At 49.5% G+C, this 15,127-nt stretch carries 29 protein-coding genes; all 29 read left to right on the top strand.

The window, feature by feature from the left end:
* Nucleotides 1–6: 6 nt before the first annotated feature.
* Nucleotides 7–285, top strand: a complete 279-nt coding sequence (locus tag OKS35_RS06925) for a group-specific protein (RefSeq protein WP_264092732.1) — start codon at nt 7–9, stop codon at nt 283–285.
* Between the two features lie 97 nt (nt 286–382).
* Nucleotides 383–583 carry a hypothetical protein gene (locus tag OKS35_RS06920; protein ID WP_264092731.1) on the top strand — a complete coding sequence of 67 codons (201 nt, stop codon included), beginning with the start codon at nt 383–385 and terminating at the stop codon, nt 581–583.
* Complete coding sequence (locus tag OKS35_RS06915) at nt 583–1,137, top strand: hypothetical protein (protein WP_264092730.1); 555 nt, start codon at nt 583–585, stop codon at nt 1,135–1,137. The genes OKS35_RS06920 and OKS35_RS06915 overlap by 1 nt, the downstream gene beginning before the upstream one ends.
* Nucleotides 1,134–1,322, top strand: coding sequence for a hypothetical protein (locus OKS35_RS06910; RefSeq protein ID WP_264092729.1), 189 nt, complete (start codon nt 1,134–1,136; stop codon nt 1,320–1,322). The genes OKS35_RS06915 and OKS35_RS06910 overlap by 4 nt, the downstream gene beginning before the upstream one ends.
* Nucleotides 1,323–1,351: 29 nt before the next feature.
* Entirely contained in the window at nt 1,352–1,600 is a 249-nt protein-coding gene (locus OKS35_RS06905; protein WP_264092728.1) for a hypothetical protein, read from the top strand.
* Nucleotides 1,575–1,949 (top strand): hypothetical protein, encoded by a 375-nt coding sequence (locus OKS35_RS06900; RefSeq protein ID WP_264092727.1) that lies wholly within the window; start codon nt 1,575–1,577, stop codon nt 1,947–1,949. The genes OKS35_RS06905 and OKS35_RS06900 overlap by 26 nt, the downstream gene beginning before the upstream one ends.
* Nucleotides 1,946–2,395 carry a single-stranded DNA-binding protein gene (ssb, locus tag OKS35_RS06895; RefSeq protein WP_264092726.1) on the top strand — a complete coding sequence of 150 codons (450 nt, stop codon included), beginning with the start codon at nt 1,946–1,948 and terminating at the stop codon, nt 2,393–2,395. Before OKS35_RS06900 ends, ssb begins: the two co-directional genes overlap by 4 nt.
* A 39-nt stretch (nt 2,396–2,434) precedes the next feature.
* Entirely contained in the window at nt 2,435–3,526 is a 1,092-nt protein-coding gene (locus OKS35_RS06890; protein WP_264092725.1) for a DnaD domain protein, read from the top strand.
* A complete protein-coding gene (locus OKS35_RS06885; RefSeq protein ID WP_264092724.1) occupies nt 3,523–3,681 on the top strand; it encodes a hypothetical protein in 159 nt (52 codons plus the stop codon). The genes OKS35_RS06890 and OKS35_RS06885 overlap by 4 nt, the downstream gene beginning before the upstream one ends.
* Entirely contained in the window at nt 3,668–3,835 is a 168-nt protein-coding gene (locus OKS35_RS06880; protein ID WP_264092723.1) for a hypothetical protein, read from the top strand. Before OKS35_RS06885 ends, OKS35_RS06880 begins: the two co-directional genes overlap by 14 nt.
* Complete coding sequence (locus OKS35_RS06875) at nt 3,787–4,044, top strand: hypothetical protein (protein ID WP_264092722.1); 258 nt, start codon at nt 3,787–3,789, stop codon at nt 4,042–4,044. The genes OKS35_RS06880 and OKS35_RS06875 overlap by 49 nt, the downstream gene beginning before the upstream one ends.
* A gap of 154 nt (nt 4,045–4,198) precedes the next feature.
* Complete coding sequence (locus OKS35_RS06870) at nt 4,199–4,657, top strand: hypothetical protein (RefSeq protein WP_264092721.1); 459 nt, start codon at nt 4,199–4,201, stop codon at nt 4,655–4,657.
* On the top strand, nt 4,654–5,187 hold the full coding sequence (locus OKS35_RS06865) for a Holliday junction resolvase RecU (RefSeq protein WP_264092720.1): 534 nt from the start codon (nt 4,654–4,656) through the stop codon (nt 5,185–5,187). The genes OKS35_RS06870 and OKS35_RS06865 overlap by 4 nt, the downstream gene beginning before the upstream one ends.
* A 3-nt stretch (nt 5,188–5,190) precedes the next feature.
* Complete coding sequence (locus OKS35_RS06860) at nt 5,191–5,598, top strand: replication terminator protein (RefSeq protein ID WP_264092719.1); 408 nt, start codon at nt 5,191–5,193, stop codon at nt 5,596–5,598.
* Between the two features lie 102 nt (nt 5,599–5,700).
* A complete protein-coding gene (locus OKS35_RS06855; RefSeq protein ID WP_264092718.1) occupies nt 5,701–6,438 on the top strand; it encodes a hypothetical protein in 738 nt (245 codons plus the stop codon).
* Nucleotides 6,439–6,616: 178 nt separating this feature from the next.
* The gene (locus OKS35_RS06850; RefSeq protein ID WP_264092717.1) at nt 6,617–6,937 is read left to right on the top strand and encodes a hypothetical protein; all 321 of its coding nucleotides are present in this window, start codon (nt 6,617–6,619) and stop codon (nt 6,935–6,937) included.
* A 210-nt stretch (nt 6,938–7,147) separates the two neighbouring features.
* On the top strand, nt 7,148–7,483 hold the full coding sequence (locus OKS35_RS06845) for an HNH endonuclease (RefSeq protein WP_264092716.1): 336 nt from the start codon (nt 7,148–7,150) through the stop codon (nt 7,481–7,483).
* Nucleotides 7,473–7,616 carry a hypothetical protein gene (locus OKS35_RS06840; RefSeq protein WP_264092715.1) on the top strand — a complete coding sequence of 48 codons (144 nt, stop codon included), beginning with the start codon at nt 7,473–7,475 and terminating at the stop codon, nt 7,614–7,616. The genes OKS35_RS06845 and OKS35_RS06840 overlap by 11 nt, the downstream gene beginning before the upstream one ends.
* 137 nt (nt 7,617–7,753) lie before the next feature.
* Nucleotides 7,754–8,125 (top strand): hypothetical protein, encoded by a 372-nt coding sequence (locus OKS35_RS06835; protein ID WP_214687719.1) that lies wholly within the window; start codon nt 7,754–7,756, stop codon nt 8,123–8,125.
* A gap of 6 nt (nt 8,126–8,131) precedes the next feature.
* The gene (locus OKS35_RS06830; RefSeq protein WP_264092714.1) at nt 8,132–9,784 is read left to right on the top strand and encodes a terminase large subunit; all 1,653 of its coding nucleotides are present in this window, start codon (nt 8,132–8,134) and stop codon (nt 9,782–9,784) included.
* An 18-nt stretch (nt 9,785–9,802) separates the two neighbouring features.
* Nucleotides 9,803–11,068, top strand: a complete 1,266-nt coding sequence (locus tag OKS35_RS06825; RefSeq protein ID WP_264092713.1) for a phage portal protein — start codon at nt 9,803–9,805, stop codon at nt 11,066–11,068.
* A complete protein-coding gene (locus OKS35_RS06820; RefSeq protein ID WP_264092712.1) occupies nt 11,028–11,636 on the top strand; it encodes an HK97 family phage prohead protease in 609 nt (202 codons plus the stop codon). The genes OKS35_RS06825 and OKS35_RS06820 overlap by 41 nt, the downstream gene beginning before the upstream one ends.
* Nucleotides 11,637–11,666: 30 nt before the next feature.
* Nucleotides 11,667–12,848 (top strand): phage major capsid protein, encoded by a 1,182-nt coding sequence (locus tag OKS35_RS06815; RefSeq protein ID WP_264092711.1) that lies wholly within the window; start codon nt 11,667–11,669, stop codon nt 12,846–12,848.
* Between the two features lie 25 nt (nt 12,849–12,873).
* Nucleotides 12,874–13,158, top strand: a complete 285-nt coding sequence (locus OKS35_RS06810) for a hypothetical protein (RefSeq protein WP_264092710.1) — start codon at nt 12,874–12,876, stop codon at nt 13,156–13,158.
* Nucleotides 13,158–13,439: a head-tail connector protein gene (locus OKS35_RS06805; protein ID WP_264092709.1), complete on the top strand. Its 282-nt coding sequence runs from the start codon at nt 13,158–13,160 to the stop codon at nt 13,437–13,439. Before OKS35_RS06810 ends, OKS35_RS06805 begins: the two co-directional genes overlap by 1 nt.
* Nucleotides 13,423–13,737, top strand: a complete 315-nt coding sequence (locus tag OKS35_RS06800; protein WP_264092708.1) for a hypothetical protein — start codon at nt 13,423–13,425, stop codon at nt 13,735–13,737. The genes OKS35_RS06805 and OKS35_RS06800 overlap by 17 nt, the downstream gene beginning before the upstream one ends.
* On the top strand, nt 13,727–14,128 hold the full coding sequence (locus tag OKS35_RS06795) for an HK97-gp10 family putative phage morphogenesis protein (RefSeq protein WP_264092707.1): 402 nt from the start codon (nt 13,727–13,729) through the stop codon (nt 14,126–14,128). The genes OKS35_RS06800 and OKS35_RS06795 overlap by 11 nt, the downstream gene beginning before the upstream one ends.
* Complete coding sequence (locus OKS35_RS06790) at nt 14,125–14,448, top strand: hypothetical protein (protein WP_264092706.1); 324 nt, start codon at nt 14,125–14,127, stop codon at nt 14,446–14,448. The genes OKS35_RS06795 and OKS35_RS06790 overlap by 4 nt, the downstream gene beginning before the upstream one ends.
* Nucleotides 14,449–14,463: 15 nt before the next feature.
* Nucleotides 14,464–15,027, top strand: coding sequence for a major tail protein (locus OKS35_RS06785; RefSeq protein WP_264092705.1), 564 nt, complete (start codon nt 14,464–14,466; stop codon nt 15,025–15,027).
* Nucleotides 15,028–15,127: the final 100 nt, after the last annotated feature.

Raw genomic sequence — 15,127 nt, 5'->3', positions numbered from 1 at the left:
GTCGACATGTTGCAAATCCACATCGACGAGAACGAGATTCTCGACATCGCCAAGGCGCAGATCCGGCAGCACATTGAGCAGACGCACGCTGACGTGTTCCTCTGGGACATGGAAGAGTTGTGCCGTCAGACGAACCTCAGCAAGTCGTTCATCTTGAAATCGTTCTTCTATGAGAAGGACTTCCCGAAATACCGGGCTGGAACCAAGTGGCTCATGGTGGGAGAGGAGGTGAGGGCATTCCTGAAAGACTGGCTCAGACGCCAGGACAAAAATCTCAACAAATAAAAAAACCGCGTCGCCCAAAACGGGAAACACGGCTGCACATAAACCTGAACACTTTAAGTGTAGCATGGGCGGCGCGAGTTGAAAAGGAGAGGGCAACATGCATCTACAACAGAAACTGGACCACATCCGCTACGGGCTCATGCTGACGGCGCTCGGGTCGGGAATTTGGCTCATGGCCACCATGCATTCGCGATTCGAATACTGGGTCATCCCGGCCGTCGCGTTCGTCATGAGCGCCGTTTTCTACGGGGCGCTACATTACATCGACGAGGAAATCGAGGAAGGGGCGAGCGAGTGATGTCAAACAAACGAGAAAACATTCAAATCTCAGAAAAGCCAACCTTAATCAACTTTCACTCTGGAAGCGAGTTCTTTGGGGTCGTGCAATACAAAGGGATCATCTTGACTATCGACGGCGAACGGTATGGCGTTCTTCCGATGATTCACTCGATTGCCGTTGTGAATCCGGAGACTGGCATCCGCCTGCTGAAGACGAAAATGCCTGAATGGTTCAAATTTAATTCGAATTCAAGTGTAATCGATCATCTAGACCGCGACTACATCATGACGGAAGTCGCACTCCTAATCATCCGACATGTAAGACGGACGAATCAGTCACACACTGAAGAGTTCAACGTCCGGAAAGAGATGCTCGAGCGTCCGGATGAGCCGGTCGCCAAGATCTACATGTACGGTACAAACCCATACATTCCAAAAGGTTGGTATGACGTGAAGTTCGATTCCGAACGGATGGCAGCGGTGCTCATCGCTGATCCACCCCTGTTACTCACTTCCGAGACCATCGACCAGTGCGTCCCATTGGATCCATCAGAGGAGCTGAACGCTGAATGACCACGCAGACCGACAGCATCACACTCACCATGCTCGAACAGACCATCATCTACCGACTCAAGAAGGAAACAGAGGCACCTGTCATTGACACAGCCGTCATCGACTCTTTAACGAAGACACTTGACGTCGTTTCGCATCACCTCAATCGACGTGACGACGATTTGTTCCGAGCGTCCGATTTTTAATAAGCCATTTTCGAAAGGAGAAACCGACAATGCAGACACATGAACCTGAACAACTCGAACGGCTCTATGTCAACATTAACCGGCTCGTCGAACTCGCGGCCGACCTAGATGACATCCAGCAAGAATTGAAAGAGATTTCGCTCGAGGGTGGGAAGCGCCGCGCATTTTATTCATTGACCGTCACACAGAAACAGGTCGACGGGATGGTCAACACCATCCAACGCCAAATCAATGAGATGGAGGTCGGGGCGGATGAGATCGCACAACCTGCGACGTAAGCACCAGGACATGTTGCGGATGAGCCGACACCGTCTCCGAATCCATAACGACCGGCTCAAGAGTCATCTGTACAAATCGGGCATGAGGGGCATGCATACGATGCGTCGAGACGATGGCATTCTCTGGTTGTACCTCGATCGAGTCGACGGAAACTACGCGCTCGTCAAGGACTGCATACGTGAGTACGAGCTAGAGAACGGCATCGGCTACGAGCTTCTGCTCAACCCGAAAGGATATAACTCGAAGTATGACTGGGTCTGGATTGTGCCGAAGCATGAGACCTTTTACCGTGAAGGTGACGAAAAACACGAGGTGGACATCCTCTCGAAGAAAGTAGGGATTCAATGATCAACCGAGTCGTTTTAGTTGGGAGACTGACACGAGAGCCTGAGATGCGTTACACGCAGTCAGGCATTGCCGTGACACGTTTCACGCTCGCCTGTGACCGTCCGTTCAGCGGACAAGACGGGAAGCGCGAGGCGGACTTCATCGATTGCGTCGTGTGGCGCAAACAGGCGGAGAACGTATCGAAGTATCTATCGAAAGGGAGCATGGCCGGCGTCGACGGCCGTCTCCAGATCAGCAGCTACGAGGGACAGGACGGACAGAAACGATATCGTGCCGAGGTCGTCGCCGACAGCGTACGCTTCCTGAGCTCGAAAGGGGACGGGGGACGCGACAATTCACCATCACCGAAGGATGACGACGCCCCGCCTGTGAGAAATGGTTTCGACCAGGACCCGTTCAGCGGCAGTGGAAAAATCGACTTGTCGGATGACGATCTACCTTTCTAACGACCACATCGCCTTAAAAAAGAGAACGGAGTGAACGAAATGAGCGTATATCGCACAGTACAGACAGAATTTTGGAAAGACCCGAAGATCATGGAGGAATTCACGCCGGAGGACAAGCTCTTCTACTTGTACCTCCTCACGAATCCGAACACGACCCAGTGCGGCATCTACGGCATCACGAAGAAGGAGATGGCCTTCCAGCTCGGTTACTCACCGGAGACGGTTAACGCCTTGATGGACCGGTTCATCACCTATCACAAACTCATCGACTACAACACCGATACGCGAGAGCTCGTCATCTTCAACTGGGCGAAGTACAACTTCAAACGAGGCGGAAAACCGGTGCAAGATCTCATCAAATCCGAGCTCGCCAAAGTGAAGCATCAACCCTATATCGAAATCGTCGGCAAGCATGTTCCGATAGATGGAATCCGACAGGTCTACGAATCGTACTACGAATCGTATGACGAATCGTGTGACGTATCGTTAGACGAATCGCCCAACCAATCGTGTAACGAATCGTCAAGTGAAGAATCGCTCAACAAAGCCATTCCGAAGACGAATGACGAATCGTACTACGAATCGTATGACGAATCGTTCGAAAAAAACGGACAAACAGAAACAAAAACAGAAACAGAAACAAAAGCAGAAACAAAACAACAACAACCACAACAACAAGAAAAAGAGAAACTGACAAACGATGCGGCGGTGGCGGCTCAGTTGAATGACCTCGTCGGTTTTTATCAGCAGAACATCAGTACGGCGACACCATATGTCATCGGATCTCTCGAGGACATGATTGAGGACGCATCGTACGAATCTGCACGTTATGCGCTCGAACAGGCGGTCATCCAGGAGAAGCGTACGCTCAACTACGTCAAACGCATTGTCGACCGTTGCATCGCCCAGAAGCTGTTCACATTCGACCTCATCCGTCTCCAAGAGCAAAAGCGTCAACTTCAACACGCCGGCACGAACCCGGACGCGAAGTCCCCGGAGTGGCTCGAGAAGGAAGAACGCGAGTCACGTGAGCACGCTGCGCGCAAGAAGGCCGAACTGGAAGCCGAGGTCCCGGATGATGAAGAGTTAGCGAAACTCATGTCCGAACTGAAGGACGGGGCGAGTGCTTGAAGCAAGACAGCAGTGACCGCATCAAATCGTTAGATCGAGAAGTGAAGCGTTACGAGGCGAAGGGCGACGACGTGGTCGCCCGGTGCCTCCGTCATTTCTCGGAACAACTCAGACGAATCGAACGGAAAAGAGGTGACAAACATGAAAGCAAATGAGACGGATCCGCACGTCTCTTATCTCGAAAAACGGGAGAGTCAACGCAAAGCTTTACATCGCATCCAGTCACAAATCGGTCGGAACGAAGGGAAAGGGGTCAAGGCATGGGTGGCATCGTTTATCGAAAATCTGAAGGGGACGTGGAACATCTAATCATCGTGGCCGCCTCTATCAGGAGGCATCGCATCGTAGGGAGTGAACTGGTCTATGTCGAGGATGATCTTTGTCCCATCGAGACGGCGGAATTGCTTCAACGGGAACAGGACGACTGGACACTCGACGGCGAGACGTATAGGACGGTGGTGACGAGATGGAGGGAAGGAAACGAAGCCCGCGTCAAAAGCATCGTGACAAAGTCGTGAAATACAAAGGCAAAAAAGAACAATATCTGACGAGAAAAGAAGGCACACAGGTTGTCCATTTGTACATACCGCACGCCACACATCATGAGACACAACAACTTGTCTACCAAGGGTGGAGACGCCTTTCAATCTAGCTAACGAAGGAGCAGGGTAGATGGACCATATCGTCGACCAAAAACTATCTAAGACCGCGCGGAACATCGCCGAGCAGAAGCTGAACAACTTCTTCACGCTGCCGATCCGCATCGACCACTTGGAGAGCCGACTGGTCACCTCGACGACACCGAACTATCAGACGAGCGAGGGACAGAGCCACAAGGCACCGTCCTCGCCAGTTGAGAAGGCGGTGCTCGCCAAAGAGGAACTCGACCATGCGCTCGCCGAACTATCAGAGCTCGTCTATCTCCGAAAGCTGCTCGAGGAGACGCAGCCGGATCTGGTCCGAATCTGGGACCTCCGTTTCCGGAAAGGGTTGCGCAACACCGACGCAATCGTCATCCAAGAACTCGGTTACGGGAACCGACAGAGCTACTTCAACGACCGTGATGCCCTTCTCGGCAGGGTGGCCGACATCTTCGGCCTCTGGGACGACATCCGAGGAGAGAGATCATGAAAATCAGTCCACGCAATCGAGGGCAACGATTCGAGCAGATGGTCGATCTGGCCAACCACGCGTACCGTCTCAAACGGATCGCCCACGTCCGGAAGACGTTCCCGGAATCGAAGATCCAGCGCGACAAAAAGGGAATCATCCAGAAACACTGGTTCGAACGGAGTGGCGGGCTCGACTACATGGGCACCGTGGACGGACGCTTCATCGCCTTTGATGCTAAGTCGACGCGGAAGAACTATCTGTCCGTCGACAAAGTGTCTGACGAACAATACACGGAACTGAGACGCGTGCTCGACTTCGGCGGGATGTCGTTCCTTCTCGTGCATTTCGAGATCCATAGTGAGACGTATCTCTTGGAAGCCGAGGATGCCCTTAGGTGGCGCAATAGCACCGAGCGTAAGTCTATCCCTATCGAATGGTTCCGCGAGCGTCAGACGCATCGAATTTACAGCCGGAACGGCATCATCCTCGATTACCTTGAGCCAATCGCCGAGGAACTAGCATTCAAATCACACACATCGGAGGAATAAATCATGTACAAACACATCGACCTGAACAACTTTGCGGACGGGGCATTGCTCGAACGCGTCAACGCAGAAATCGGAAAGGTGCTCGAGAACATCCAAGACCCAAACACAGAAGCGACGAAAAAACGCAAGGTGACAATCACACTCGAACTTGAGCCGAACCATCGCCGTGAGCTCGCCGACGTCGTCACGTCCGTCAAATCGACACTGGTCCCTGCGGCATCCGTCTCCGCGTCGCTCATGATCGGCCACGATGGAAGACAGGTCATCGGTCGTGAGCTCAAATCAGCGATGCCGGGGCAATACATGGTCGATGTCGACTCAGGTGAAATCGTCAATGATGACGGCACTAAGCTCGAGGACACGAACATGGCTGCCGAATCGACCGTCATCGACTTCCGCAAGACGAAGTAATCGCAGTGGTCATGAGAACGGGTCCGTGCGCCCCGGTTCGTGTCCAGTAAATATTGCTGTTAAATCAACCAACCAATCCAACAGACAAGGGAGCAAACAATCATGACAATCCTCAAAGACGCATTCGACTGGATCAAACAACACGGGAAAGTGGACGTAGTAAATCATAAGTCACAGACATTCGTCAGCCGCAGCGTCGAACGCTTGGACGCTCCAACAGCAAATACGGTCAAGGTCAACTCGTTACAATCGCTCGTCCGTTACGTCTTGAGCGAAATCGACGAGAACACAACCTTCGTCCAAGAGAACGATGGCGACAAATACCTCATCCATGTCGAGAGCCCGACGACAGTCCATCTCTACGGTCGTCTGAACGACCAAGGCCGCCGTAGCCGTTACGTCACATCGGAGGCGCTGTTGCCGCAATATCCGTTCGAGCGTTTCCTCGACATGGAACAGATGAACATCAAGTTGCAGTCGATCTTCGTCAAGAACGAGGACCGCGATGTCCTGCTCAAAGTGTGCGGCTCCGTCGTCGAAGAGAACATCCAGACACTTCAGGATGACGGCGTATCTCAAGTCGTCAGCGCGAAGACCGGAGTTGCCACGATTGGTAAGGTCGCGGTACCGAACCCGGTCACGCTCGCACCATATCGCACATTCGTCGAGGTCGAACAGGTGGAGAGTCAGTTCATCTTCCGCATGAAGGAAGGCCCGACGGCGGCGCTTTTTGAAGCAGACGGTGGCCAATGGCGAAATGCAGCCATCGAAAACATCAAAGAGTTCTTGGCTGACGCGCTCAGAGAGGATGTCGAAAACGAACGCATCCTCATCATCTAATCGACACGAATAACAACTGGATCCTCGGGTTTAACGGACTCGGGGATTTTTCGATTAATTCACATAAGAGAGGAACTGGAAAGATGAAACAAGATTGGAATGAATTCATGGTTTTCATGGGCTATCTGTTCGTATGCATGATTCTCTACATCGTCATTTTTGGTGAGGTAACGATCGGATGATAACGACGGATAAGCCAAGCTACAACAAACTTCTGTCTGCCTATTATAAGACGGCCCATAGCTCGAAAGTTAAACCGCCGAGACAGACGACGGTCAAAGAATGGCACCTCGAGGGTGTCCATCCTTCCTCGTCTATCAGGATCAACCCATTGTTCATTCAATGGTTGCACGACACGGATGCTCAGGTCGGTGACACCATTGACGTCGTCGGGTATCAGCTATACAGACGCAGACACGGTTATGAGCTCGGGAGTGACTGGAAACAGATTATTTCACATACAGCTAATACAACAATGAAAAGAGCAAAACAGTCGTGAACAATCGAAAAACATGATACTAAAATGATACGGATTTGATACGAATTTGATACTCCAGTCATCGAGAAGCGTGTGATAATTGGGTCGTAGAGGGTCGCATTCACGCCGCAAGTGATTGTGTCTTCTCGCAGTTCACTCTTAAAACTTAATAGTTCTCAGGTCGTGAGAACGAAACATCAAGCCACCGAGCGGATTCGGTGGCTTTTTTATATGGCAAAGGTGGTGAGATTACTGAAGCATACAGCGGCGGCCAAGAAGTTATATTGGTCCAGTGCTTGGAAGAAGTGCCGAGCATCTTACATTCAATCAGTATTCGGCTTATGCGAACGATGCAGTAAACCAGGCGGTATCGTTCATCACAAAGAATATATCGATCACACGAATATACATGATCCGAGCATCACACTGAATCATGACAACTTGGAATTACTTTGCCAAACATGTCACAACCAAGAACACTTTGAAAAAGGTGGAGTGACGCGACGTGATGTGATGTTCGACGATGACGGCAATCTTATCCAGAGGAGTGAAGGTAATGAGCGGTAAAGAAGATCAGACAATCACGATTGCGGTGAGCGCAGATACATCGGCGCTAGTTAAGCAAATCAAAGCAATCACAAAGCATTTGGACGCATTAGCGGATGAATTAGCAGAAATCGATAAAGAAATAGAAGAATAAAAAACGTTATCCCCCCGGGTCTGAATATAAAAGGGGCTGCCGGACCCACCGAAGTGGGGGCTTCAAAAACCTCGGAAAGGGTTGCGTATGACCCCCCTCCCCCAAAAGTGAGGTGAATCAGCTTGAATCTTAACGGAATGTCGGAAGAAGAGCGCGAAGAGAAGAAAAAACGCGTTCGAAAAGAGTACAACCGCATCAAAAAGATTTATAAAGATATGCCGCCCGATGTGAAGACGACTGTTGATAGTCTGATTCACCGAGCGGCTTTTATGCGTGTGTCACTCGAGGACATGGAGGCGGATCTGGACGAGCGAGGATTCGTTGAATTCTTCAGCCAGTCCGAAAAAACTGAACCATACGAGCGCGAACGTCCGGTGGCTCGGTTATATAACACGCTGAACAAAAACTATCAGTCGATCATGAAGCAGTTGAGCGACTTGGTACCGAAACCGAAGGCGATTGAATCAACGGAGGAAGATCAACTCCTCGCCTTCCTGAAAAAGAAGTGATCAGTTATGACTAACTGGATTTTAGAGTATGTCGACAAGCTGAAAAGCGGTAAAGAGATTACTTCGAAGCGGGTCAAAAAGATTTATTTGAAACTCGCGGAAGAGATTCGTAACCCCGACCCGGACAGCGAATGGATTTACGACGAATCGAGAGCGGATAAACCGATTGAATTTATCGAACAGTTTTGCAAGCACTCGAAAGGTGAGTGGATGGGCCGAGATGTTGAACTGGATCTATTCCAAAAAGCATTCATTGCCGCACTCTTCGGATTTGTCCATAAACTGACCGGCGTACGACGCTTCAAAGAAACATTCTTTTTGGTCGCTCGGAAAAACGGTAAGTCCACGCTCTTGTCAGGAATCATGCTCTATATGCAAATCGCTGACGGCGAGGGTGGTGCGCAAGTCGTGTCGGCCGCCACCAAGCGAGATCAAGCGGCAATCGTTTTTAACGAATGCGTGAATATGGTCCGGCAATCGCCGTACCTATCCAAGCATCTGAAGAAGCGTAAGAGCGACATTTACTTTCCACTCACATTTTCAACGATGAACCCTCTTTCATCTGACTCGAATACGCTTGATGGTTTGAACTTACATCTTGCCGTCATCGATGAATTACACGCAATTAAGGACCGGAACTTGTATGAGGTCCTTAAACAGGGGATGTCAGCACGTAATCAACCGTTACTCGTGATGATCACCACAGCGGGTACCGTTCGAGAATCGATTTATGATGACATGTACGAATATGCAGCTAAGGTCGCAGACGGTGTGATCAAGGACGAACGGTTTTTGCCGGTTCTTTACGAACTGGACGACAAGAAAGAATGGTCGGACTGGAAGTGCTGGAAGAAAGCGAATCCCGGGCTTGGATCCATCAAAAAGATTGAATTTATAACCGAGCAGGTCGAGCGCGCCAAGAACAACCCGAAAGATTTGCCCGGAATCCTCACGAAAGATTTCAACGTTCGTGAAACGGTCGCTGGCGCATGGCTCGGATATGACGAAATCAATAACGAAACCACGTTCGATCTTGAGGACGTTCGCGGTTCATATGCAATTGGTGGTGCTGACTTATCGAGTACGACCGATTTGACGTGCGCCACGCTGATTCTCATGAAGCCAGGCAGCGAAACGAAGTACGTCATTCAGCAATACTTTTTACCTGAAGAGGGACTTGAAAAACGCATCATCGACGACAAGATACCTTATGACAAGTGGCGCGACCGCGGCTTGTTGACCGTTACGGAAGGTGCTCGAGTCGATTACACGCAAGTGACGCAATGGTTTATCAAGATGATCAACGAGTACGATATTCGACCGCTCTTTGTCGGATTCGATAGTTGGAACGCTCAATATTGGACGCTCGAGATGAAAGATACCGGTTTTGACATGGTCGAGGTACGACAGGGTTACAAGACGTTGAGCACGCCGATGAAGGAACTCGAATCAGAGTTTCGAATGAACCAGGTCATTTACAACAACAACCCGATCTTGAAGTGGTGTCTAACCAATACAAGTGTGAAGACGGACGAGAACGGTAACATTCGACCGGTCAAAGGCGTGTCGCAGCGTCAACGGATTGACGGAATGGTGTCGCTCTTGATTGCATACGTCGTCCTACATCAAAATTATGAGAATTATAGAAACATGTTGTAAGGGAAGGGGGGTGAGAAATTGGAAAAACGGACAATCTTTGACCGTTTGTTCGGTCGATACAAAGCAGAAGTGCAACAAGCGAACGAACAAACACGAATGCGACTCATGAGTGGATTTACACCGGTTTTTACTCAAGCGCCGGACGATCTGTATCACTCGGACGTCGTTCGAAGCGCGGTCCATGCCATTGCATCAAACGCAGCCAAATTGACCGCAAAACATATTATCCGAACCGAAGCCGGTATAAAGGCGGCGAATTCGAATGAAAACTGGTTGTTGTCACATCGACCGAACGAACATATGAACGCCTATGATTTTATTTACAAGATGGTGACGCAACGAGAACTGCAAAACAACGCCTTTGCGCTCATTGTTCGGGACGAGACAGGCAAGCCCACGTCATTCTATCCGATTGATTTTTCGATGGTTGAGTTTATGGAGACGCAGAACGATGAAGTATTCGTGCATTTCTCGCTCGCCAGTGGGAGAAAACTTGTCGTGCCGTACTCGGACGTGGTCCACCTACGGAAGCATTTTAATAAAGACGATATGTTCGGTGAAAGTAACTCCCGGACGTTGCTACCGACGACAGAACTCATTCACACGTCAAACGAAGGCATCATCAACGCAGTCAAAACATCGGCATACTTGCGCGGCTTGATTAAGTTCACTCAATCAATGCTCAAACCGGAAGATCTCAAAGCGCAGCGTGACGCATTCGTTAAAGACTATATGTCGATGGAAAACAACGGCGGTATTGCTGCACTGGATTCGAAAGCCGAATACCAGGAACTGAAGACAAACCCGATGATGGTTGATTCGAAGCAGATGGAGATCATCGAATCGAAGGTCTATAAGTATTTCAACATCAACGCATCAATCGTACAAAGCGATTACACCGAAGATCAGTGGAATGCTTTTTACGAATCGGTATTAGAGCCGATTGCGATTCAATTGTCACTGGAATTCACGTCGAAACTCTTCAGCAAGAACTCGCTTACGCGCGGACATGAAATCATCTTCGAAGCCAACCGCCTACAATACGCGAGTGCTACAACCAAAATCAGCTTAGTGCGCGACTTGATGCCACTAGGCTTGTTTACGTTGAACGAAGCACGCGAAATCTTCAACCTGTCACCAGTGGAGGATGGAGATAAGCGCATTCAAACACTCAACGTCGTAGATGCTTCACAGGCTAATAATTATCAAGGCGTCTCGAAGGCCGGGAAAGGGGGTGAGACGGATGACGAAAATAAAACAGCCGCTGACGACGGAGACGCGTGAATTACTGACAACGGATCCTCTTGAAATACGTGAGGATGATGACGGTAAACGCACGCTATCGGGCTACGCGGTCAAATGGGAAATGAAATCGCACGCTATGGGTTGGTTCAGACGATTCAAAGAACAATTCAAGCGCGGCGCTTTCGCCGACTCACTCACAAAGGACGATCAGCGTTATTTATGGTCGCACGACATTTCGAAAGTTCTTGGACGGACCAAGAACGGGACGCTACGACTTTACGAAGACAATATCGGCTTGCGGTTTGAATTAGATCTACCAAATACAACACTCGGAAACGACACGTATGAGAGCATCAAACGTGGCGACGTAGACGGTGTTTCATTTGGTTTCCGTATGAAGAAGGAAGAATGGGATGAATCAGACCCGGACAACGTCGTGCGGACAATTTCGCAAGCGGATCTGCTTGAAATCAGTGCAGTCGCGTTCCCTGCCTATCCAGACAGTGAAGTGCAAGCACGAAGCGAGTCAGACCCATACCAACAATACAAGCAAGAGCAAGAACAGCGCTCGAAGCGCAAGAAGCTATTACTTCAGACTTATCTATAAATTGATTTTATCCATGAGAGGGGTAACAACATGAACTGGGAACAACGATTAAAAGAAATTCAAGACCGTAAGACGGAGATCCGTAGCCAACTCGAGGGCGGTGAGGATATCAATCTCGAGGAAGTTGAAAGCGAGTTGCGTACTTTGCAAGAAGAAGAATCGCAACTTGAAGAAAAACGCGCTAAAGCGCTAGAAATTCGCAATGCAATGGGCGAAGTACGCTCATTTGAGAAACCGAAGGAGGAACGCGGCATGGACTTCGCAAATATGACACCAGAAGAATTGCTTGAATCAAAAGAATACCGCTCAGCTTATCTTAAAAACTTGCAAGGTAAACCACTATCAGACGTGGAGTCGCGCGCACTCACAACAGCTGCTAACAGCGCAGGTGCAGCGGTACCAACGACTACGCTTAATCGCATCATTGACAAAATTCGCCAGACATCAGTTTTATTCTCACGTATCAGCGTTTCTTACATTCCAGGTAACGTCACGTTACCAGTGGCCAATGCGAAAAACGCAGCGGCTTGGAAAGCGGAAGGTACAGACGGCACAGCCGCAGACGACACGCTTTCATCTGTCACGCTCGCAGGTTACGAGTTGATCAAGCTCGTCGAGATTTCGGCAGCTGCTTCAGCAATGACAATCGATGCGTTCGAACAGTACATTGCAGCTGAAATCGGTCGCCAGATGGCAATCGCGGTTGAAAATGCAATCCTCAACGGAGCCGGTGCAGGATCTAACCAACCGACTGGGATTCTTCCGGGTATCACTTGGAACGTTTCAAACCAAGTTGAATTTGCAGCAGGAACAAAACTCGTATACGACACGTTCATGGACGCGCTCGCGTTGCTTCCGACGATGTACCATCCAAACTCGGTGTTCGTGATGAACCGCAAAACATTGTTCGGCGATGTTCGTAAAATCAAGACAACAGACGGCTCACCAATCTTCGCATACAACGCACAGGACCAAGCGGCAATGTCGATTCTCGGATACCCGGTCTTAATGGACGATTACATGCCTGACGGTGAAGTATTGCTTGGAGATCTCGACTACTACTTCATGAACTTCGCTCAAGCCCCTGCTATCGAGACATCGAAAGAAGCCGGATTCCGTTCAGGTAAACTCGTTTATCGCGGACTTGCGGTTGCAGATGGTAAGCCGGCGCTTCCTGAAGCGTTCGTTCGTGTCGTAGAAGCAACAGTTTAATAAATCGTAAAGGGGTGGCAGCAACATGGCTGAACGTAAAGTAATCAAGTCGTTTCGTGATCGAACGTCAGATGGTCAACGTTTTCATGTTGGTGAACTCTATGAGGGAGATCAAGAGCGCTTGGATGAATTGAGCGCTCTTGGTTTTCTTGAATCCGTAGAGGAAGAGCCGACAGATCCAGACAAGGACAAAGAATCAGAACAAGCGCCGGCGGTGGTTGAAGAAAATCCGCAACCGGAACAAGCGTCTGAGGAAGAAAAACCAAAGGCAAAACGTGGTCGTCAGAAAAAGGATGGAGATGATGCGTAATGCTCGCAGCTGTAAAGTTGGCGCTACGCATCACCAACACCGCATTTGATAGTGAAATTGAAAGTCTAATCGGTGCAGCACGTCTTGATTTACAGCTTTCCGGCGTCCGTTCTGACAAAGTCAGTGACGACACCGACAAGCTAATTGAACGTGCGATCACCGTCTATTGCAAAGCAAATTTCGGTTTAGACAATCCCGACTATGAGCGCTATGTATCTTCATACGAATCGCTCAAGCGTCACTTAACGTTAGCAGGTGATTACATTGAGACGGTGGAGTGACATCGTTCAGTTGGTCAGTGTCGTGAACGGAAAAGATGCTGCCGGCTATCCGGCAGATGTTTATACGCCAGGACCAGACATCTTCGCCAATCGAACGAGCGCAGGAAGTGGAGAGTTTTACCGAGCCGCGCAAGCCGGATTCACGGTTGATAAGGTCTTTGAAGTCCGCCTGGTCGAGTATGGCGGTCAACGCTTCCTGGACCATGAAGACGAGCGGTATGAAATCCTACGCACCTACGAAAAAGGTGAAACGATTGAGTTAGTGTGCCTACGGAGGGATGCCAATCATGGAAGTTGAAATTGAGGGATTTGATCAGATCCGTCGGCAGCTTGCCGAACTTGGAAGCAAGAAGATTGAAGAGCGAGCGCTGAAAGCCGGTGCGGAACATCTGAAAGCAAAGCTAGAATCAAACGTACCAGTGGATGACGGTGTTTATAAAGCAGGAATTGTCGTCACCAAACGTGGCAAACGTTACATCGTCCACACTGGTAAAGTTCCACACGCTCACCTGGTCGAGTTTGGACGGTCGGGCGGTTCGGCAAAATACGTCGACAAAAAAGGCGTGACACGAACTGTTAAGTTTGGTCCTACTGCACCAAACCCGGTCGTGGCTCGGACGTATGAAAGCGAACAAAACCAAATCATGCGCGTGATCGGTGAAGAAGTACGGAGGGCGTTGAATTTATGAGTTTAAACCCTTTAATCATCTCAACCTTAGAACCGATCGGCGTCCCAGTAAACTTCATGGTGTACGAAGGTGAAGAACCAACGTACATCGTGTTTATGCAATACAACGAGAACGGCGTTTTGTTTGCAGACGATGAAGAGGTAAAGGCGCAACATAGCGTCCAGATCTCGATTTATCACAAACAGAACGCTGATCTTGTCATCAGTGAAGTCGAAGCAAGAATGAAAGCAGCCGGTTTCCGGCGTAACAACAACTACGATCTTTACGAGGAAGATACGAAGACGTATCACAAAGTCATTCGTTATTTCTACTCACCATAAAAGGAGCGAATACACATGGCAACAATCGGATTAAAAAATCTATATGCAGCACCGTTGACTGACGAAGCGTTGAAGACATACGCAACACCGGTAAAGCTCGCGCCGGCAATCGAGGCCAATATCACCCCTAACTATGAGACAGCGACACTTTACGGTGACGATCGTCCAATCGAAGAAGCATCTTCAATGACTGGAATCGAAGTCGAATTGAACGTTGCGGATTTAGAGCCAGAACATTACGAACTCTTGATGGGTGTCACCAAAAACGCGGACGGTGTCATTATCGATAACGTCAATGACGTGTCGCCTTACGTCGCATTGATGTTCGAACTTCCGAAAGCAGACGGAACGAAAAAGTTGTATGTGTACTACAAAGGGAAGTTCAATCCACCTGCTACTGAAGCAACAACAAAAGGGGAATCGGTCGAATTCCAAACGCCGACTATTTCCGCACGATTCCTTGCAGTAGAGGGTGGAGACTGGCGAGCGCATCTCGACACATCCGATATTGATGCGGACGCAGCTGTTATCGCCGCTTGGTATAACGCTCCATATACACCGACTCCGGTCATTCCTTGATTTAGTTTACAAGACGATTATGAGCTAACTGTTTAAACGCATCAAACAAAGGGGGTGACAGTCAACTCCCCTTTTTGTTTTGATCAAATTTCTCACACAA

The organism is Exiguobacterium sp. N5, from assembly GCF_025842465.1.
GTDB classification, from domain to species: domain Bacteria; phylum Bacillota; class Bacilli; order Exiguobacteriales; family Exiguobacteriaceae; genus Exiguobacterium; species Exiguobacterium profundum.
This window is presented reverse-complemented; position numbering and strand designations above follow the sequence as displayed.

Coding starts and splice junctions, on each gene's coding strand:
- OKS35_RS06925 (WP_264092732.1), top strand. CDS start 7: ATGTTGCAAATCCACATCGACGAGAACGAGATTCTCGACATCGCCAAG.
- OKS35_RS06920 (WP_264092731.1), top strand. CDS start 383: ATGCATCTACAACAGAAACTGGACCACATCCGCTACGGGCTCATGCTG.
- OKS35_RS06915 (WP_264092730.1), top strand. CDS start 583: ATGTCAAACAAACGAGAAAACATTCAAATCTCAGAAAAGCCAACCTTA.
- OKS35_RS06910 (WP_264092729.1), top strand. CDS start 1,134: ATGACCACGCAGACCGACAGCATCACACTCACCATGCTCGAACAGACC.
- OKS35_RS06905 (WP_264092728.1), top strand. CDS start 1,352: ATGCAGACACATGAACCTGAACAACTCGAACGGCTCTATGTCAACATT.
- OKS35_RS06900 (WP_264092727.1), top strand. CDS start 1,575: ATGAGATCGCACAACCTGCGACGTAAGCACCAGGACATGTTGCGGATG.
- ssb (WP_264092726.1), top strand. CDS start 1,946: ATGATCAACCGAGTCGTTTTAGTTGGGAGACTGACACGAGAGCCTGAG.
- OKS35_RS06890 (WP_264092725.1), top strand. CDS start 2,435: ATGAGCGTATATCGCACAGTACAGACAGAATTTTGGAAAGACCCGAAG.
- OKS35_RS06880 (WP_264092723.1), top strand. CDS start 3,668: ATGAAAGCAAATGAGACGGATCCGCACGTCTCTTATCTCGAAAAACGG.
- OKS35_RS06875 (WP_264092722.1), top strand. CDS start 3,787: ATGGGTGGCATCGTTTATCGAAAATCTGAAGGGGACGTGGAACATCTA.
- OKS35_RS06870 (WP_264092721.1), top strand. CDS start 4,199: ATGGACCATATCGTCGACCAAAAACTATCTAAGACCGCGCGGAACATC.
- OKS35_RS06865 (WP_264092720.1), top strand. CDS start 4,654: ATGAAAATCAGTCCACGCAATCGAGGGCAACGATTCGAGCAGATGGTC.
- OKS35_RS06860 (WP_264092719.1), top strand. CDS start 5,191: ATGTACAAACACATCGACCTGAACAACTTTGCGGACGGGGCATTGCTC.
- OKS35_RS06855 (WP_264092718.1), top strand. CDS start 5,701: ATGACAATCCTCAAAGACGCATTCGACTGGATCAAACAACACGGGAAA.
- OKS35_RS06850 (WP_264092717.1), top strand. CDS start 6,617: ATGATAACGACGGATAAGCCAAGCTACAACAAACTTCTGTCTGCCTAT.
- OKS35_RS06845 (WP_264092716.1), top strand. CDS start 7,148: ATGGCAAAGGTGGTGAGATTACTGAAGCATACAGCGGCGGCCAAGAAG.
- OKS35_RS06840 (WP_264092715.1), top strand. CDS start 7,473: ATGAGCGGTAAAGAAGATCAGACAATCACGATTGCGGTGAGCGCAGAT.
- OKS35_RS06835 (WP_214687719.1), top strand. CDS start 7,754: ATGTCGGAAGAAGAGCGCGAAGAGAAGAAAAAACGCGTTCGAAAAGAG.
- OKS35_RS06830 (WP_264092714.1), top strand. CDS start 8,132: ATGACTAACTGGATTTTAGAGTATGTCGACAAGCTGAAAAGCGGTAAA.
- OKS35_RS06820 (WP_264092712.1), top strand. CDS start 11,028: ATGACGAAAATAAAACAGCCGCTGACGACGGAGACGCGTGAATTACTG.
- OKS35_RS06815 (WP_264092711.1), top strand. CDS start 11,667: ATGAACTGGGAACAACGATTAAAAGAAATTCAAGACCGTAAGACGGAG.
- OKS35_RS06810 (WP_264092710.1), top strand. CDS start 12,874: ATGGCTGAACGTAAAGTAATCAAGTCGTTTCGTGATCGAACGTCAGAT.
- OKS35_RS06805 (WP_264092709.1), top strand. CDS start 13,158: ATGCTCGCAGCTGTAAAGTTGGCGCTACGCATCACCAACACCGCATTT.
- OKS35_RS06795 (WP_264092707.1), top strand. CDS start 13,727: ATGGAAGTTGAAATTGAGGGATTTGATCAGATCCGTCGGCAGCTTGCC.
- OKS35_RS06790 (WP_264092706.1), top strand. CDS start 14,125: ATGAGTTTAAACCCTTTAATCATCTCAACCTTAGAACCGATCGGCGTC.
- OKS35_RS06785 (WP_264092705.1), top strand. CDS start 14,464: ATGGCAACAATCGGATTAAAAAATCTATATGCAGCACCGTTGACTGAC.